We start from the raw sequence: 15,691 nt of genomic DNA on the forward strand, positions 1-15,691 counted from the left end.
TTTTCAGAGAAAGGAATCGATTGCCTGTAACCCCGGATTTTGGCAAGTTCATTCGCAGGATTGCAATGAGTTTTTTTTAAGTTATGCTTAGCGGCCGAATCACAGAACGCTGCTTGGGGAAGCGCTTTCTTATAGAACTTAACACGCAACTAATAAAGGATAAAAATGAGTTTTAAAGCCGGTTTAATAAAAATAGCCATAAAATGGACACCCAATATGATGATCATATGGGTAGCCAATATCATTCTTAAGGGCATTGCAGAATTAAAGGATTTTAATTTCGACCTCGACGCGCGAACAGCTTATGTTCAAATCCTGCTTCTCGGCGAAGCGGAAGCGATTGAAGTCTGGCTGGAAGATTTTGCCATTGTCAGCGACGACGAGGCATCCCGCAAACTGATCATTCAACAAGCGAGATCGAACCGGCTCTGGTTGAATAACTTGCTATCCCGCATTTCAGGGAAAGCCTGGAAAATTCCCGCACTGCCTCAATTCGCGGCTGAAATTGAGCTGATCTCCGAACTGTTCAAAGCCGAAAACGCGGAAGCCGAGAGCTTGGCACAGGAAGATAGAGATAGAGGAACCGATTAGGTCATTGCCGCGAAACCCTGCATTTTACAAACCCGATCTGGCTATTTTTGCTAATTGCGCTCAGCCAAGCTCAAAAGTGGTCACGCCGAACAACCGATTTATCGGCAAATCTGGGCTTTGCCCTGTATACATGCGCGCCGTCTCGAACGAGACAATCATCTGATGCCGCTTCACCAAATCGACTGCCGCCGCATTGATTGCCGGTATGTCCAGAAAAACCTGAGCGTTTTCCGGGGCATGTGATTTTAAAGCCAGGAACAGCTGTTCAGCATACTCGGGGCTGTCTGCAAACAGCGGCCCCACCTTGTATCCTGAACGGCAGCTACGCAAAACCCCGTAACCGGCCAGCTTGTTGTCGCGCAGAATGCCTAACGCCGTACTTTGCGGCTGAGCTATCCAGCACTTCAGGAATTCCCTGCGGTTGCCCGGAAAAAAAGCCTGGTCGTATGCGCAAATATCATCAAAAGCCAGCGCGGACAACGGCGCAATACCGGAAGCAGCCGGATAATGGCCGCCGCCGGCTCCCTGATAGCGAACGTTGCTATAGGCCAATGTAAATCCCGACTTTTTGTAATTGTCCTGCTGGGCGAGCACGCCATCAAGGCCGATAGTGCGGCCGCTAAGCAACGCCAGCCCGGCATCCCATATCTGCATGCCGTAGCCGTTGCCGCGATACTCCGGCTTGACTATATATAACCCGAGAAAGCCGAACGAACTGCCGTATTTCACGACTGAAATCGTTGCAATCGGTTCATCGTCGAGCAATCCAACCAGGAAACCGTCTGGATCGGCGGCATAGAAGCAATCGGCATCGTACAACCCCGGATTCCATCCTTCCTCGGCAGCCCAGTCGAGCGCGATGTCGAGTTCTTGCCGGGCCATTGTTCTTATTGTGTAGCTGTTTTTTTGCATAATTTCCTGCCTTCCCTATCCGGCTTGTTGTTCGGCTATAGAGGCGTTTTTCTTGTTCCCTCGCGCCGGGCAGGAACAAGCTATATTGATCTTAGTGAATATGCACCTCACGTGACTTCACCGTATCGCTTCTGCGTAAAGTGTAGCGATCCGTCTCTCCTGCCACCTTCGTTCCATCGCTGTTAAGCTGAACCAGCGTTCCTTCGTTCTCAATACGATATTGCCGTATGGTTGACTCTGTGCGCGGCGTTAAAACAACGGTATGGGTTTCCTCATCCCAAGTATATTTTCCTTTCTCATAAAATTCCCTTGAGGATTCTTTTGCCGGCTGAGTCACCAACAGATAATTGTTATTTTGTTTTAACGACAGTGTCGCTTTAATGCCGTCGCAGTCTTTGCAAGGAAGATAACCGTAAAAAACGCCATGAAACTCCAGCTTCTTATCGATAGGCATTACATGAGCTGAGTGATCGGTATCTTGCTCAAGGTTCTTTACGCGCGCCCTAAGCAGTTTTTCTTGGTCTGCTTGGTCTGTCGCCGCCATTGCAATATTAGCAGGAAGCAGAATACTGATAAAAATCAACGCCATATTTTGTTTTAATTGTTTTTTTAATGTTTGCATATAAGTACCTAATTTAATGTGTAATTCACGTTCAATGCTTACCGAACAGCCTGAACGGTCACGAAAATGCGCAAGACCCTTTTTGCAGCTTCATTTACAAATACCAGAATCAACAGGTTATTTTAAAATATTCCAACGAACAATCCATGTCGGGGATCAACATCCCCAGTACGGTTAAGCTTCGAAATGGGGCTCGATGCGCCCTACCCGGTAATCCATATTAACTCTTTTTTTCCGCCGGTTTACCGAATAATTTATTCCATAATGATTCCCCGCTATCTATTGATTTGTACCATAACGAACTACGTTTTTTCAGTGCCATTTGATCCTGCTGATTCGGTTTCCCGGAAGGCAACGAAATGATATGTTTTGGCGAAGATTTGGATATTCTTACGATAACATCCAGCTTTACAGGTTGCTTTACATCACGCGTATCGTTATTAGTTTCATCACAGATAACTGTAAACGAATCTATTAATTTGCCGTCTAAGTAAGGTTCGAGCTTTGCTTGGAGTGTCCTGCGAAGTTTAGTTCGAAATGCAAGATCATTATTTGGACGATACTGAGTAACGGCGGCGTAATAAGAGGAAACTTCAGATGTTATTTTTTCTATAAGGGTTTCAGACATAGTATAAATCTCTATTTTAGCTTCGGCATCGATCAAAACATTTGCATGAAATTTGTTACTTAAAACCGCTATTCGATCCTGAAGCCGAACGTAAAATGCATAACGTTGAGATGGCTTCCGTTTAACAGCTTGTTACCGACTGAGATCGGAGTCTCGGTGTCTGTAAGCATGGTTGGGGCGCTTTTTTCAGAGTTGACTATGTATCTTCCCAACCAAAACCTCCATTTCTTCCGGCACTTCCGCCTCAGCCATTAAAACTGCGGACAGTTCATCATCTTCAAATCCCAACAACTCAACAAACAAAGCCTTCTCCGCCTGATCCGCAACCAAATACCCCGTTTCCAAATACCGGTTCAACAAAAAATCCAGCTCCTTAGTCCCCCGTCGGCATTGCCACTTTAATCGAGCCAGCTCGTCCATCAGCCCAATTTTCTCTGCACCAACAGCTTCTTGGTTTCGGCAATCGCCTTAGCCGGATTCAAGCCCTTAGGACAGGTATCGGTGCAATTCATAATCGTATGGCATCGGTACAATTTAAACGGGTCTTCCAGTTCGTCCAGCCGTTCGCCGGTGCTTTCGTCGCGGCTGTCGACCAGCCAGCGGTAGGCTTGCAGCAAAATAGCAGGGCCCAGGTAACGCTCGCTGTTCCACCAATAACTGGGGCAGCTGGTCGAGCAACAGGCGCACAGCACGCAGTCGTATAAACCATCGAGTTTTTCCCGGTCTTCCTTGCTTTGCAGACGCTCGGAATCGGCAGGCGCTGGGGTTTGGGTTTCTATCCACGGTTTGATCGAGGCGTATTGCGCATAAAAATGGTTCAGATCCGGCACCAGGTCTTTAACGACTTGCAAATGCGGCAGCGGGTAAATTTTGATCGTGCCGGAATAGGAGTCGATGGCTTTGGTGCAGGCCAGCGAGTTTTTACCGTTGATGGTCATCGCGCAGGAGCCGCACACGCCTTCGCGGCAGGAGCGCCGGAAGGTTAAGGTGCTGTCGACTTCATTCTTGATTTTCAGGATCGCGTCCAGCACCATCGGGCCGCAGCTGTCCATGTCCAGTTCGAACGCATCGATGCGCGGGTTTTCGCCCGATTCGGGGTCCCAACGGTACACTTCAAACCGGCGGATGTTGGTTGCGCCTTCCGGCGCTTTAAAGGTTTTGCCTTTGATTAACACCGAGTTTTTGGGCAGGGTAAATTCAGCCATTAGTACACCCTCTCTTTTGGTGGAATTACGTCGATTTCGTCGGTCAAGGTGTACATATGCACCGGCCTGTAATCGATTTTGACCTGATCGCCGTCCAGCCAGGTCAAGGTATGCTTCAGCCAGTTTTCGTCGTCGCGTTTCGGGTAATCTTCCCGTGCATGGCCGCCCCGGCTTTCGGTGCGGTTGCCTGCGGCGTTGATTGCCACGGTGGCTTGGCTCAGCAGGTTATCCAACTCCAGCGTTTCGACCAAATCGGTATTCCAGATCAACGATTTATCGGTTATTTTGACATCGGCAAAGGTTTTTCTGACTTCCGCCATCGCGTTGATGCCTTCGGTCAGCGTGGAACCGGTCCTGAACACCGCCGCCTTGGCTTGCATGACTTTTTGCATGTCCAGGCGAATGTCGGAGGTCGAGCGGCTGCCGTTCGCATTGCGGATTTTATCGAAACGGGCGATGGCTTTGTCGCAGGCATTGCTCGCCAACGGTTTCTGCCTTGAGCCCGGTTTGATCAATTCCGCACAGCGTATCGCGGCGGAGCGGCCGAACACCACCAGATCGAGCAGCGAGTTCGAACCCAAGCGGTTCGCGCCATGCACGGAAACGCAAGCCGCCTCGCCGATCGCCATCAGGCCCGGCACCACCGCATCGGGATCGCCGTCTTTCAGGGTTACGACTTCGGCTTTGTAATTGGTCGGAATGCCGCCCATGTTGTAATGTACGGTCGGCAACACCGGAATCGGCTGTTTGGTCACATCGACATTGGCGAAAATCTTCGAAGTTTCCGATATGCCCGGCAAGCGTTCGTGAATAATAGCCGGATCAAGATGCTCGATATGTAAATAAATGTGATCTTTCAGCGGCCCTACGCCCCGGCCTTCTGCAATTTCAATAGTCATCGCGCGGCTGACCACATCGCGCGAAGCCAAGTCTTTGGCGGACGGCGCATAGCGTTCCATGAAGCGCTCGCCTTCCGAATTGGTCAGGTAACCGCCCTCGCCTCTTACGCCTTCGGTAATCAAACAGCCTGCGCCGTAAATGCCGGTCGGGTGAAACTGAATGAACTCCATATCCTGCAACGGCAAACCCGCGCGCAAGGCCATCGCGTTGCCGTCGCCGGTCACGGTATGCGCCGAGGTGCAGGAAAAAAACGTGCGCCCGTAACCGCCGGTCGCCAGCACGGTCATCTGCGATTTGAACAAATGCAGAGAGCCGTCGTCCAGACACCAAGCCAGGATGCCTCGGCATTCGCCGTCTTCCATGATCAAATCCAACGCGATATATTCGACGAAGAATTCGGCCTTATGTTTTAGGGACTGTTGGTACAAGGTATGCAGGATAGCATGGCCGGTTTTATCGGCCGCAGCGCAAGTGCGTTGCGCCCGTCCTTTGCCGTAATGCGTGGTCATGCCGCCGAACGCGCGCTGATAGATTTTACCGTCGGCGGTGCGCGAAAACGGTACGCCGTAATGCTCCAGCTCGATCACGGCGGGAATGGCTTCGCGGCACATATACTCGATAGCATCCTGATCGCCCAGCCAATCGGAGCCTTTGACGGTGTCGTACATGTGAAAGCGCCAGTCGTCTTCGCCCATATTTCCCAGTGCGGCGCTGATGCCGCCTTGCGCGGCGACGGTATGACTGCGGGTGGGAAATACTTTGGTGATGCAGGCGGTTTTAAGGCCTCTTTCCGCCATGCCTAAGGTAGCCCGAAGTCCCGCGCCGCCTGCACCGACCACGACGACATCGTAAGCATGTTCAATAATTTTATAATCTGCGGCCATGAATCACCCTACCGATACGATGCGAAACACGGCCAGCAAGGCCGCAATCGCCAAAAACAAGAAAGCCAGATTGGCGGCCCAGATCGAGATAATCTTGGGGCCTTCGGCGGCGACATAATCTTCGATAACGACCTGTAAGCCCAACGCGGCGTGGTAAAAAGCGGCGATAATCCACGCCACGATACAGACGCTGTTAACGGGCGACGCCAGCCAGTCTACGGTTTGTTGATAAGGAGCGGTCAAACTCAAACCCAGAAACGTGATCAGCCAAAAAGACAGCGGAATCAACGCCACGGCGGTGACGCGCTGCATCCACCAATGAGCGGTTCCGCTTTTTGCAGAACCCAAGCCCCGAACCCTGGATAAAGGCGTTCTAGTGTCCATAAGCCCCCCACGCCAAAGTTATCGAAGTCAGTACCAGCGAAGCGACCAGTTCAATCACGGCATAGCGGTTTAGCGTATCCAGGTCAAAGCTACTACCGGCATCCCAAATCAAATGGCGGACGCCGTGACACAAGTGGAAAAACAGCGCGTAAACAAATCCCCAACATACCAGTTTAAGCAACCACAGATTCATTACAGTTTGCATTGCGGCGTATGAATCCGCGCCGCCCGCCAGCGCCGAAATAACATAAACGAACAAAATTAAACCGGCTGAGAGCATGACCCCGGTCATGCGGTGAGTGATGGAAATAATGCCGGTTAACGGCAGTCGGTAGACTTGCAAATGCGGGGATGTGGGTCTGTTGGTATTTATCGCCATAGTGTTATCCGGTGGTTGTGTTTACCCAATGATCTTCCAAATCAAAATTCGATGCAATAGACGCTCTGTTTCCAACCGCCATAGCAGGTAGAATCAGTCGAATTATGTTGTACCACATATTGCCGATGCCCGCTGAGGTAAAAAGCCGGAAGAATATTTCAACATGAAAGACAAACAGCACGGGCAAAACACACCAATGCTTATATCAGAGTCAAGATCGAATTTTGATGACAGTCAAAATAAATGCTATATTTGCAACTAAAATTTAGTTGCGAACTCAAAACATGAGCCAATTAGAAAAACTATTAGAACAATTCATCAATACTCCATTTCCAAAATGGAGCGAGGTTTTAACCCTATTGAAGAGACTGGGTTACAAAAAACTTGAAGGCGATGGCTCCAGAATAAAATTCGTAAATCTTGAAAAGAAAATAATCATCGAATTACACCGTCCGCACCCACAGAACACCATAAAAACATATATCAAGAAAGACATCATCAAAAAGTTAAAAGAGCAAGGGGTTATCAAATGAAATACTTTAAGTACAAAGGCTATCAAGGCAGCGTCAAAGTAAGCGTAGAAGACAGTTGTTTACATGGCAAAATTGAATTCATAAGCGACTTGGTGAATTACGAAGCCGAAACAGTTGATCAATTGGAAAAAGAATTCAGGCTTGCCGTGGACAGCTATCTGGAAACCTGCAAAGAAACCGGCATGGAACCCAAAAAAACCTTTAAAGGTTCTTTCAACGTGCGGATAGGCGAAGAGCTACACGAAAAAGCGGTAAAACGAGCCGGTGAAATAGGAAAATCCCTGAACGATTACATCAAAGACATCGTCAAGAAAGATACCGAATCGCACGCTTAAAGGGCAAAAAATGATCAGTTACGAATACGAAAAAGACTCTTTCATCTGGACACATGGAATCAAATCATGACTTTAAAAAAACTTTTCCCTGGCTTGACGTTTATTTTATTAACCGTTTTTAATATTCAGGCGCAAGCCGCTCCGGCTGCATTTACCTCGGGAAGTTATCAGCAAATATTGGCCAGCAACGCCAACCAGCCGTTCATGCTGGTGGTCTGGTCCATCAACTGCCCTTCCTGCCTGAAAGACATGGAGCTGTTAAGCAGCATCCATAAAAGCAGGCCCGAACTTAAAATGATCATGCTGGCGGCGGATGAATTATCAGCAAGCGAGCAGATTCAGCAAATCCTGGAAAAAAACCAATTATCCGAGATTGAAAACTGGGTCTATGCCGAGGAAAACAGCCAAAAACTGCAATTTGAAATCGATCCTAAATGGTATGGCGAACTGCCCAGAACCTATTTCTTCGACAAGGCCCATCAACGCACAGGCGTCAGCGGTGTGTTGTCGAAAGAAGATTATGATGCGATGTTCGCCAAAATTCTGGAATAAGTCTTTAACCAACCGGATTTTTATCATTCACCACGAAGACACGAAGGACACGAAGTTTTATTTCTTCGTGTCCTTCGTGTCCTGTATCGCCTAAAGCGCCTACTGTTGGTGCTCTACCTCCTGCATAACCCAGAGGGATGTGGGGAATGCAGATTTTGCATGGAGCAAAATATCTGCCCATGTAGTCGTTCGTGGTGATAAGCTTTTCTTAACGGGAAGTTACATTTTTAAACCCCGGATAAAAACTTACGTTAAAATGGCCGCTATATCAGAAACTACCGGTCATTTTTTATGTTCAAAAAAATACTCCACGTTCTGGCTACCTGTTTACTAAGCGCCTGTGTCACCAGCCCTACAGGCAGAAGCCAACTTGTTTTCATGCCTGATGCGCAAATCAATCAAATGGGCTTGCAGGCTTTCGATAACCTGAAGAAACAAAAACCTATCAGCACCAGCAGTAAATACAATCAACTGGCGAACTGCATTGCCGGGGCAATTACCCAGGAAACCGGCGGCAACTGGGAAATCGTGGTGTTTGAAGACGCCTCGCCTAACGCTTTCGCCCTGCCCGGCAACAAAATCGGCGTTCATACCGGAATGCTCACGCTGGTCGACAATCAGGACCAATTGGCGGCGGTCATCGGCCATGAAATCGGCCATGTGCTCGCCCGGCACAGTAATGAACGCGCCTCGCAGGAATTCGCGGTTAGCCAAGGCATGGGCATCATCCAGGCAGTTAGCGCACCGCAAACCGCCTTAGGCCAAACGGCGCTCGGTATGCTGGGCCTCGGCGCGCAATACGGCATACTGATGCCTTACAGCCGCACCCATGAAAGCGAAGCCGATATGATCGGCGTCGATTTAATGGCCAAAGCGGGTTTTGATCCAAGGCAAAGCATCAACTTGTGGCAAAAAATGGAACAGGCATCGCAAGGCCGGCAACCCCTAGAATTCATGTCCACTCACCCTTCGCATGCCACTCGCATTCAAGACCTGGAAAGACACATGCCGCAAGCCATGGGACTGTTCCAGCAAGCCCAATCACAAGGCAAACAACCGCATTGCAACTAAGTTGATGACTCCGAACTTAAAACATTTACATCCCTATCCGTTCGAGAAACTGGCGCAACTTAAACAAGGCGTCGTTCCGCCTAAAGACAAGTCGCATATCGCCCTGTCTATGGGCGAGCCGACCCATGCCACGCCGCATTTAATCCAGGAAGCGCTGTTAACCCATTTGCACGGTTTGGCTAACTATCCGACCACCAAAGGCATACCGGAACTCCGGCAGGCGATTGCCGGATGGATCAGCCGACGCTTCCAGATCCCGGCCGATGCGGTTAATGCTGAAACTCAGGTTTTGCCGGTCAACGGTACGCGTGAAGCGTTGTTTTCCTTTGCCCAGTGCCTGATCGATTCGACTAAGGTTGCGCCCGTGGTCGTTATGCCGAACCCTTTTTACCAGATTTATGAAGGCGCGGCCTTGCTGGCAGGGGCTAAACCCTATTATCTGAACACGTTGGAAGACTCCGGTTATTTGCCGGATTTTGACGCGGTGCCGGATGAGATATGGCAACGCTGCCAGCTGATTTACATTTGCTCGCCCGGCAACCCGACCGGCTCGGTGATCGACCAGTCCAGCCACGAGAAGCTGCTGAAATTGGCCGAAAAGCATGACTTCGTGATTGCCTCCGACGAGTGCTACACCGAAATCTACGACGACGAAAGCAACCCGCCGCCGGGCTTGCTGCAAACGGCCTACAACATGGGCAATACGGCATTTAAGCGCTGCGTCATTTTCCACAGCTTGTCCAAGCGCTCCAACGCGCCGGGTTTGCGCTCGGGTTTTGTCGCAGGCGACGCCGAGCTATTGAAACACTATTTCCAATACCGGACTTATCACGGCTGCGCGATGCCTTTGCCTACCCAGCACGCCAGCATCCAAGCCTGGCAGGATGAGCGGCACGTCGTCGAAAACCGTCGCTTGTACCGCGAAAAATTCGCGGCTTTCATCGATATTCTCGGCGATGTTTGCACCGTCACCCAGCCGCCGGCCAGTTTCTATGTCTGGTTGAAAACACCGATTTCCGATACCGAATTCGCCAAACAGCTGTTTGCTAGGCAAAACATCACCGTACTGCCCGGCAGTTACTTATCCCGCGACTGCGATGGCGTTAATCCCGGCCTTAACCATGTCAGGATTGCACTGGTTGCGCCTCTGGATGAATGCATAGAAGCCGCGCAGCGCATCAAAAATTTCCTTAACTCTTTATAAGAAGAACCATGTCACAACTAGAACAAATCATTAACGACGCCTTTGAAAACCGTGCCGACATTACGCCAGCGACTGTTTCCAGTGAAGTGCGCTCTGCCGTTGAAGAAGCAATCAACTTATTGGACAGCGGCAAGGCCCGCGTCGCCGAAAAAACCAGCGGCGATTGGGTCACCAACCAATGGCTGAAAAAAGCCGTGTTGTTGTCGTTCAGGATCAACGAAAACAGGCTGATGGACGGCGGCAACACGCGCTATTACGACAAGGTCGACAGCAAATTCGCCAACTACAGCGAGGACGATTTCGCCAAGGCCGGCGTGCGCGTGGTACCGAACGCGGTTGCCCGGCGCGGTTCCTACATCGCACCCGGCGCTATCTTGATGCCGTCCTACGTGAACATCGGCGGCTATGTCGATAGCGGCACGATGGTCGATACCTGGGTCACAGTCGGCTCTTGCGCGCAAATCGGCAAGAACGTTCACCTGTCCGGCGGCGTCGGTATCGGCGGCGTATTGGAACCCTTGCAAGCCGGCCCGACCATCATCGAAGACAACTGCTTTATCGGCGCGCGTTCCGAGATCGTCGAAGGCGTGGTCGTCGAAGAAGGCTCGGTCATTTCGATGGGCGTTTACATCGGCCAAAGCACCAAAATCTACAACCGCATGACCGGCGAAATCAGCTACGGCCGCATTCCGGCCGGCTCGGTCGTCGTCTCGGGCAACCTGCCTTCTGCGGACGGCAAATACAGCCTGTACTGCGCGGTTATCATCAAACAGGTTGATGAAAAAACCCGCGGTAAAACAGGCATCAATGAGTTGTTGAGGGATTAATTGTGTCGGGTGCATAAGCGTTTGCGTCATGCACCCTTCCCTGTTCATCTCGCGGATGGCTCAAATATCCTTTCCGCCGTCCCAACCGACACAACCCACCGATACCAAACCATGATTAACAACGATGTATTACGCCGGGTACGCTACGCTTTAGAGCTTAAAGACCAGACCATGATCGAAATCTTCGCCTTAAGCGGCGCTGAGATAAGCCGGGACGAGTTGCTCAAGCTGCTCAAAAAAGATAATGAAGCCGATTACGTTCCGCTTAACAATAAGCTGATGGAGCAATTTTTAGACGGCCTGATTATCTATCGAAGAGGCAAGCAGGAGAATCCGCCTGCACAAGTGAAAAAACCGGAGCCGTTAACCAATAACGCGATACTCAAAAAACTGCGTATCGCGCTGGAATTTAAAGAAGAGGACATGCTCAGCACATTGAAGTTGGCCGATTTTGAATTGTCCAAAGGCGAGCTCAGCTCTTTTTTCCGGCAAAAAGGCCATAAACACCACCGGGAATGCGGCGACCAGATTTTAAGAAACTTTTTACAAGGCCTTACCATTCGTTTTAGAGATCCTAACGCGTCAGATTAAAAGTGCATCACTTAACAAAATGTTGGGTTACGCTACGCTAACCTGCACACTTCCACCCATAACTTAACTAGGCCCCATACTATGAGCGAACAAATATCAAACAATGCCGTCATTTACGCCTTGCTGTCTTTAAACAGCGAAGTCGCCCTGCAACACGAGTACCTGGATTCGCCCGATGTTCCCGAAGATGAGCGTGAAAACGAAGAGGAAATCCTGGCCGATCTGGAACAAGCCTTTATGGAATTTGTCGATCTTTATAAAAACCGCTGCAAGTCCGACAAACAGTTGCCCAGCATTGACGAATTACTGAACAGCCAATTGTAAAATCTCTATGGAGTCAGCGATGCCGATTGTCAGAGTCTTGGCTATTTCAGGTAGCTTACGCGCCGCATCGTTGAACTCCGCACTGCTGAGAGCCGTTGTTTGCCTGGCGCCTGCCGATATTCGCGTCGAACTCTATACCGGACTGAACAATCTGCCGCTATTCAACCCCGATATTGAAATAACCGATGCGTCCCCGGTTGCGGATTTTCACGCCCGCCTGCTCGAAGCCGACGGCGTTATTATCGCCAGCCCGGAATACGCTCACGGCGTAACGGGAGTCATGAAGAATGCCTTGGACTGGATGGTCGGTAGCGAGGCTTTTGTCGGCAAGCCGGTTGCTTTACTTAATGCGTCTCCGCGAGCAACTATCGCCCAGGCATCGCTAAAGGAAACGCTGACCGTCATGTCGGCTCAGGTCGTTGAAGCCGCCTCGATTACCTTACCCATTATCGGCTCACACCTCGATGAACACGGGATTATTGCCGATCCGTCTATTACAACAGCAATTCGTGAGGCGTTACGCGCCTTCCGCATGGAGATTGTAAATTGCAAAGCCTAAAAAACCACACACTTTACGGTATAAAAAACTGCGACACCGTTAAAAAAGCGCGCACCTGGCTGGATCAAAACGGGATAGCTTACCGGTTCCACGATTTTAGAACCGATGGCTTGACGCCTGAGCTGTTACAGCATTTCGCCGAGCATTTAGACTGGACCAAACTGCTCAACCGCAGCAGCACCAGTTGGCGTCAGCTCAGCGCAGAACAGCAAAGCGACTTGACCCAAGAAAAAGCCATGCAGCTGATGCTGGAAACCCCTACCCTGATTAAACGCCCGATTTTAGACGTCGGCGACAAGCTAATCCTGGGGTTTAGCGCCAAGGATGATGGGTATGCCGCAAGCCTTCCCACGCACAAAAAACCATAGGATATGGCTTACGGCTCAATAACATATAAATTCACCACGAAGACACGAAGAACACGAAGTTTTTAGCTTGCTTTTCTTCGTGTTCTTCGTGTCTTCGTGGTGATATGTTTTAAGTTGTTGATGCTTGCCGAAAACCGATAACTAATAAACCGAATGAATATGAGCGACACACTGGAACTGCTTAAAGACCTTATCAGCCGCGAATCGGTCACACCAAAAGACGCCGGTTGCCAGGACGTGCTGGCGGCGCGTTTAACCAAACTGGGCTTCAATGAAGAAAGACTGGACTTTGAAGACACCCAAAACATCTGGCTTAGACGAGGCGACGCCAAGCCGCTGCTGACCTTCCTCGGCCACACCGATGTGGTGCCTACCGGCCCTGTGGACGCTTGGGTCTCGCCGCCATTTGAGCCGACCATTATCGGAGACAAACTATACGGCCGCGGCGCCGCCGATATGAAAGGCGGCATCGCCTGCTTTATCACCGCCGTCGAGCGCTTTATTGCCAAGCACCCGGATCATCAGGGTTCTATCGCGGTGATGATGACCAGCGACGAAGAAGGCGTCGCCACCAATGGCGTGGTTAAGGTCGTCGAAGTGCTGGAGCGGCGCAACGAGAAAATAGACTGGTGCCTGGTCGGCGAGCCGTCCAGCGATAAAAAAATCGGCGACGTGATCCGCGTCGGCCGGCGCGGCTCTTTATGCGCAAAATTGACCATCGCAGGCATACAAGGCCATGTCGCCTACCCCGAGCTGGCCGACAATCCGATACACAGCTTCGCCCCGGCCCTAAAAGACCTGACCGAAGAAGTCTGGGATCACGGCAACGCGTTTTTCCCGCCGACCAGCTTGCAGGTTTCCAATATTAACGCCGGAACCGGCGCGGAAAACATCATCCCCGGCAGCGTCAACGTACAGTTCAACCTGCGTTTTTGCACCGAACTGGATGAAGACGCCATCAAGCAACGCACCCGCGCGATACTGGACAAATACGATTTTAACTACGAACTGCAATGGCGCTTGTCCGGCAATCCGTTCCTGACTGGGCCCGGTGTATTGATCGATGCGGCCCATGCCGCAATCAAAACCGTGACCGGCTTTGAAACGCTGGACGATACCGGCGGCGGCACCTCTGACGGGCGTTTTGTCGCCCCGACCGGCGCCCAGGTTATCGAACTCGGGCCGCTCAATGAAAGCATCCACAAAATCAATGAACATATCGGCGTAGAGGATTTGGAGATTCTGTCCGATATTTATGAGCAGATATTGGTTAATTTGCTGGTGCAGGCCAAGTATTCATCGCTTTCGCTAGCTCCCAATCTGAAAAGACTGTGAAAACCGCCTTAAGAATCACCCCATTATTTTTAAGCCATTGATTTTAAAATGAGTACTGGAGTAAAAACCTAGGTTTGCACGCCCAATTCTTAATACTTTCACCGTCTCTGAAGATTGGGAAACCGCAAAAACCCTTTGCAGAACTTACCAACAGGAGCAAAACCATGCTTGAACATTTACGCTTATTGAGCCGTTACAACCAATGGATGAACGACAAACTCTACAGCACCGCCGCGCAATTGCCAGCCGACGAGCTGGGCAGGGACCGGGGGGCGTTTTTCGGTTCGCTGCTGGGTACCTTGAACCATATCATGGTGGCGGACATTATCTGGCTGCAACGTTTTTCCGAACATCCAGCGCAACATCCCGCTCTGGATCAGATTCGCGCAATGCCAAAACCGCAAGCCCTGGCGCAAACACTGTTCGACGATTTTACGGCGTTAAGCGCGGAACGCCGGAACTTGGACACCACAATCATAGGCTGGTGCGAACAACTCAACACATCAGACCTGGAATATAAGCTCGCCTATCGCAACATGAAAGGCGAAGCGGCGGTCAAAAACCTGGCCAGCCTGATGCTGCATTTTTTTAACCACCAGACCCATCACAGAGGCCAAGCGACTACCTTGCTGTCGCAACAGGGATTGGACGTGGGCGTCACCGATTTGGTGACGCTAATCGCATCGGAATGACGGGTTATCAAAGGCCGGTATTTTCTTTATCCCCGTATTTGCGAGTTAATACGGTAATACCTATAGCGACCAATATCACTACGGCTACCAGCATATACAAATACCGCTTCCAATGCGTTTTGTCTTCTTCGGCGCCGACCACAAACGGCAAATGCGTATCCAGTTTTTCGCCGTCATGAAGGATAGTCACATGGGCAAGATAATCGCCGGCGCCGTATTTGGAAAAATCAATATCCGCCTTGACCGATCCTGATTTGGTTTTTTGCGGCTCCAGGTAAAAAATGCGCGTGCCTTCGGGCTCTTTAGTCACTTCAAACTCTACGGACACGTCCCTGAGCTTCTTGCCTTCATAATCGAAAATCAGATTAGTCAGACCTACATTGGGAATAAACCGGCAATAACCCTCGCTTTGGGTAAATGTCGGTGTATAAGCGGTAAAGTGGATTTTTTCGGTACCGACCCGGATACGGCAAACATCAACCTCATCAAGCGCGCCTCTGTGGCTGTAGCCGGGCGCAGAAAACGACATGCTTAAAAACAATACTGATAAAACAGTCCAAAACCGGAATATTCGCGTTGCCGAACCTTTGTTGTTTTTGTTTTGAGGGTTATTGGCTAAAGTTGATAGAAACTGTGTTTTCATTTCTAAATCTCTCTGACTTGGCGGGAAAATAGCGTAAAAACGACGCCGTGAATAAAGTCTAATGTAAGCGAAAGGCTACATTAGACGTTATAACGAATATATCGTCAAACCTTAGAGCACAAAGACGGGGAAAAGTATTGATGGCGTCCCCG

22 protein-coding genes are annotated in these 15,691 nt (G+C 50.2%); 13 read left to right on the plus strand and 9 right to left on the minus strand.

The features are described from left to right. Positions 1-216: 216 nt before the first annotated feature. Positions 217-591, plus strand: coding sequence for a hypothetical protein (locus V3O24_RS17575; protein ID WP_331308203.1), 375 nt, complete (start codon positions 217-219; stop codon positions 589-591). 60 nt (positions 592-651) lie between these two features. Here the strand turns inward: V3O24_RS17575 and V3O24_RS17580 are convergent, their stop codons facing one another. From V3O24_RS17580 to sdhC, 8 genes are all read right to left on the minus strand, one after another. After that, the gene (locus V3O24_RS17580) at positions 652-1,503 is read right to left on the minus strand and encodes a GNAT family N-acetyltransferase (RefSeq protein ID WP_331308204.1); all 852 of its coding nucleotides are present in this window, start codon (positions 1,501-1,503) and stop codon (positions 652-654) included. A gap of 91 nt (positions 1,504-1,594) precedes the next feature. Then, positions 1,595-2,125: a copper resistance protein NlpE gene (locus tag V3O24_RS17585; protein WP_104422556.1), complete on the minus strand. Its 531-nt coding sequence runs from the start codon at positions 2,123-2,125 to the stop codon at positions 1,595-1,597. 220 nt (positions 2,126-2,345) lie between these two features. Next, complete coding sequence (locus tag V3O24_RS17590) at positions 2,346-2,789, minus strand: hypothetical protein (protein ID WP_146083307.1); 444 nt, start codon at positions 2,787-2,789, stop codon at positions 2,346-2,348. A gap of 150 nt (positions 2,790-2,939) precedes the next feature. After that, entirely contained in the window at positions 2,940-3,173 is a 234-nt protein-coding gene (locus V3O24_RS17595; RefSeq protein WP_331308205.1) for a succinate dehydrogenase assembly factor 2, read from the minus strand. Beyond that, positions 3,173-3,958 (minus strand): succinate dehydrogenase iron-sulfur subunit, encoded by a 786-nt coding sequence (locus tag V3O24_RS17600; protein WP_331308206.1) that lies wholly within the window; start codon positions 3,956-3,958, stop codon positions 3,173-3,175. The genes V3O24_RS17595 and V3O24_RS17600 overlap by 1 nt, the downstream gene beginning before the upstream one ends. Beyond that, positions 3,958-5,742, minus strand: a complete 1,785-nt coding sequence (gene sdhA / locus V3O24_RS17605; RefSeq protein ID WP_331308207.1) for a succinate dehydrogenase flavoprotein subunit — start codon at positions 5,740-5,742, stop codon at positions 3,958-3,960. The genes V3O24_RS17600 and sdhA overlap by 1 nt, the downstream gene beginning before the upstream one ends. Before the next feature lie 3 nt (positions 5,743-5,745). Beyond that, positions 5,746-6,126, minus strand: a complete 381-nt coding sequence (gene sdhD / locus V3O24_RS17610) for a succinate dehydrogenase, hydrophobic membrane anchor protein (RefSeq protein ID WP_331308208.1) — start codon at positions 6,124-6,126, stop codon at positions 5,746-5,748. Further along, the gene (gene sdhC, locus V3O24_RS17615; RefSeq protein WP_331308209.1) at positions 6,116-6,505 is read right to left on the minus strand and encodes a succinate dehydrogenase, cytochrome b556 subunit; all 390 of its coding nucleotides are present in this window, start codon (positions 6,503-6,505) and stop codon (positions 6,116-6,118) included. The genes sdhD and sdhC overlap by 11 nt, the downstream gene beginning before the upstream one ends. A 284-nt stretch (positions 6,506-6,789) precedes the next feature. Between sdhC and V3O24_RS17620 the strand changes: the two genes are divergently transcribed. The 12 genes from V3O24_RS17620 (at position 6,790) to V3O24_RS17675 (ending at position 14,896) form a co-directional block, all read left to right on the plus strand. Then, positions 6,790-7,038, plus strand: coding sequence for a type II toxin-antitoxin system HicA family toxin (locus V3O24_RS17620; RefSeq protein ID WP_104422549.1), 249 nt, complete (start codon positions 6,790-6,792; stop codon positions 7,036-7,038). After that, on the plus strand, positions 7,035-7,373 hold the full coding sequence (locus tag V3O24_RS17625; protein WP_104422548.1) for a type II toxin-antitoxin system HicB family antitoxin: 339 nt from the start codon (positions 7,035-7,037) through the stop codon (positions 7,371-7,373). The genes V3O24_RS17620 and V3O24_RS17625 overlap by 4 nt, the downstream gene beginning before the upstream one ends. 66 nt (positions 7,374-7,439) lie before the next feature. Beyond that, positions 7,440-7,925, plus strand: a complete 486-nt coding sequence (locus V3O24_RS17630) for a hypothetical protein (RefSeq protein ID WP_331308210.1) — start codon at positions 7,440-7,442, stop codon at positions 7,923-7,925. Between the two features lie 291 nt (positions 7,926-8,216). Next, a complete protein-coding gene (locus V3O24_RS17635; protein WP_331308211.1) occupies positions 8,217-8,996 on the plus strand; it encodes a M48 family metallopeptidase in 780 nt (259 codons plus the stop codon). A 4-nt stretch (positions 8,997-9,000) separates the two neighbouring features. Then, entirely contained in the window at positions 9,001-10,200 is a 1,200-nt protein-coding gene (dapC, locus tag V3O24_RS17640; RefSeq protein ID WP_331308212.1) for a succinyldiaminopimelate transaminase, read from the plus strand. Between the two features lie 8 nt (positions 10,201-10,208). Further along, positions 10,209-11,027: a 2,3,4,5-tetrahydropyridine-2,6-dicarboxylate N-succinyltransferase gene (dapD, locus tag V3O24_RS17645; RefSeq protein ID WP_331308213.1), complete on the plus strand. Its 819-nt coding sequence runs from the start codon at positions 10,209-10,211 to the stop codon at positions 11,025-11,027. 111 nt (positions 11,028-11,138) lie between these two features. Next, positions 11,139-11,618 carry a DUF1456 family protein gene (locus tag V3O24_RS17650; RefSeq protein WP_104422543.1) on the plus strand — a complete coding sequence of 160 codons (480 nt, stop codon included), beginning with the start codon at positions 11,139-11,141 and terminating at the stop codon, positions 11,616-11,618. 81 nt (positions 11,619-11,699) lie between these two features. Next, positions 11,700-11,942 carry a hypothetical protein gene (locus V3O24_RS17655; RefSeq protein WP_104422542.1) on the plus strand — a complete coding sequence of 81 codons (243 nt, stop codon included), beginning with the start codon at positions 11,700-11,702 and terminating at the stop codon, positions 11,940-11,942. Between the two features lie 19 nt (positions 11,943-11,961). After that, positions 11,962-12,501, plus strand: a complete 540-nt coding sequence (locus V3O24_RS17660; protein WP_331308214.1) for an NADPH-dependent FMN reductase — start codon at positions 11,962-11,964, stop codon at positions 12,499-12,501. Beyond that, complete coding sequence (locus tag V3O24_RS17665) at positions 12,489-12,869, plus strand: ArsC family reductase (protein ID WP_331308215.1); 381 nt, start codon at positions 12,489-12,491, stop codon at positions 12,867-12,869. Before V3O24_RS17660 ends, V3O24_RS17665 begins: the two co-directional genes overlap by 13 nt. Positions 12,870-13,028: 159 nt before the next feature. Continuing rightward, positions 13,029-14,204: a succinyl-diaminopimelate desuccinylase gene (dapE, locus tag V3O24_RS17670; RefSeq protein ID WP_331308216.1), complete on the plus strand. Its 1,176-nt coding sequence runs from the start codon at positions 13,029-13,031 to the stop codon at positions 14,202-14,204. Between the two features lie 164 nt (positions 14,205-14,368). Further along, positions 14,369-14,896, plus strand: coding sequence for a DinB family protein (locus V3O24_RS17675; RefSeq protein WP_104422538.1), 528 nt, complete (start codon positions 14,369-14,371; stop codon positions 14,894-14,896). Positions 14,897-14,903: 7 nt separating this feature from the next. On the opposite strand, the gene V3O24_RS17680 is transcribed toward V3O24_RS17675, so the two are convergent. Next, positions 14,904-15,539 carry a hypothetical protein gene (locus V3O24_RS17680; RefSeq protein ID WP_104422537.1) on the minus strand — a complete coding sequence of 212 codons (636 nt, stop codon included), beginning with the start codon at positions 15,537-15,539 and terminating at the stop codon, positions 14,904-14,906. Positions 15,540-15,691: the final 152 nt, after the last annotated feature.

Source organism: Methylobacter sp. Wu8 (genome assembly GCF_036440755.1).
Taxonomy (GTDB): Bacteria; Pseudomonadota; Gammaproteobacteria; order Methylococcales; family Methylomonadaceae; genus Methylobacter_A; species Methylobacter_A tundripaludum_A.

What these genes read in the sequence shown, in the direction of transcription:
- V3O24_RS17585 (WP_104422556.1), bottom strand. Translation starts at nt 2,125, where the DNA reads ATGCAAACATTAAAAAAACAATTAAAACAAAATATGGCGTTGATTTTT.
- sdhD (WP_331308208.1), bottom strand. Translation starts at nt 6,126, where the DNA reads ATGGACACTAGAACGCCTTTATCCAGGGTTCGGGGCTTGGGTTCTGCA.
- sdhC (WP_331308209.1), bottom strand. Translation starts at nt 6,505, where the DNA reads ATGGCGATAAATACCAACAGACCCACATCCCCGCATTTGCAAGTCTAC.
- V3O24_RS17635 (WP_331308211.1), top strand. Translation starts at nt 8,217, where the DNA reads ATGTTCAAAAAAATACTCCACGTTCTGGCTACCTGTTTACTAAGCGCC.
- dapD (WP_331308213.1), top strand. Translation starts at nt 10,209, where the DNA reads ATGTCACAACTAGAACAAATCATTAACGACGCCTTTGAAAACCGTGCC.
- V3O24_RS17575 (WP_331308203.1), top strand. Translation starts at nt 217, where the DNA reads ATGATGATCATATGGGTAGCCAATATCATTCTTAAGGGCATTGCAGAA.
- V3O24_RS17650 (WP_104422543.1), top strand. Translation starts at nt 11,139, where the DNA reads ATGATTAACAACGATGTATTACGCCGGGTACGCTACGCTTTAGAGCTT.
- dapC (WP_331308212.1), top strand. Translation starts at nt 9,001, where the DNA reads ATGACTCCGAACTTAAAACATTTACATCCCTATCCGTTCGAGAAACTG.
- V3O24_RS17620 (WP_104422549.1), top strand. Translation starts at nt 6,790, where the DNA reads ATGAGCCAATTAGAAAAACTATTAGAACAATTCATCAATACTCCATTT.
- V3O24_RS17600 (WP_331308206.1), bottom strand. Translation starts at nt 3,958, where the DNA reads ATGGCTGAATTTACCCTGCCCAAAAACTCGGTGTTAATCAAAGGCAAA.
- V3O24_RS17630 (WP_331308210.1), top strand. Translation starts at nt 7,440, where the DNA reads ATGACTTTAAAAAAACTTTTCCCTGGCTTGACGTTTATTTTATTAACC.
- V3O24_RS17580 (WP_331308204.1), bottom strand. Translation starts at nt 1,503, where the DNA reads ATGCAAAAAAACAGCTACACAATAAGAACAATGGCCCGGCAAGAACTC.
- sdhA (WP_331308207.1), bottom strand. Translation starts at nt 5,742, where the DNA reads ATGGCCGCAGATTATAAAATTATTGAACATGCTTACGATGTCGTCGTG.
- V3O24_RS17595 (WP_331308205.1), bottom strand. Translation starts at nt 3,173, where the DNA reads ATGGACGAGCTGGCTCGATTAAAGTGGCAATGCCGACGGGGGACTAAG.
- V3O24_RS17625 (WP_104422548.1), top strand. Translation starts at nt 7,035, where the DNA reads ATGAAATACTTTAAGTACAAAGGCTATCAAGGCAGCGTCAAAGTAAGC.
- V3O24_RS17675 (WP_104422538.1), top strand. Translation starts at nt 14,369, where the DNA reads ATGCTTGAACATTTACGCTTATTGAGCCGTTACAACCAATGGATGAAC.
- V3O24_RS17660 (WP_331308214.1), top strand. Translation starts at nt 11,962, where the DNA reads ATGCCGATTGTCAGAGTCTTGGCTATTTCAGGTAGCTTACGCGCCGCA.
- V3O24_RS17655 (WP_104422542.1), top strand. Translation starts at nt 11,700, where the DNA reads ATGAGCGAACAAATATCAAACAATGCCGTCATTTACGCCTTGCTGTCT.
- dapE (WP_331308216.1), top strand. Translation starts at nt 13,029, where the DNA reads ATGAGCGACACACTGGAACTGCTTAAAGACCTTATCAGCCGCGAATCG.
- V3O24_RS17680 (WP_104422537.1), bottom strand. Translation starts at nt 15,539, where the DNA reads ATGAAAACACAGTTTCTATCAACTTTAGCCAATAACCCTCAAAACAAA.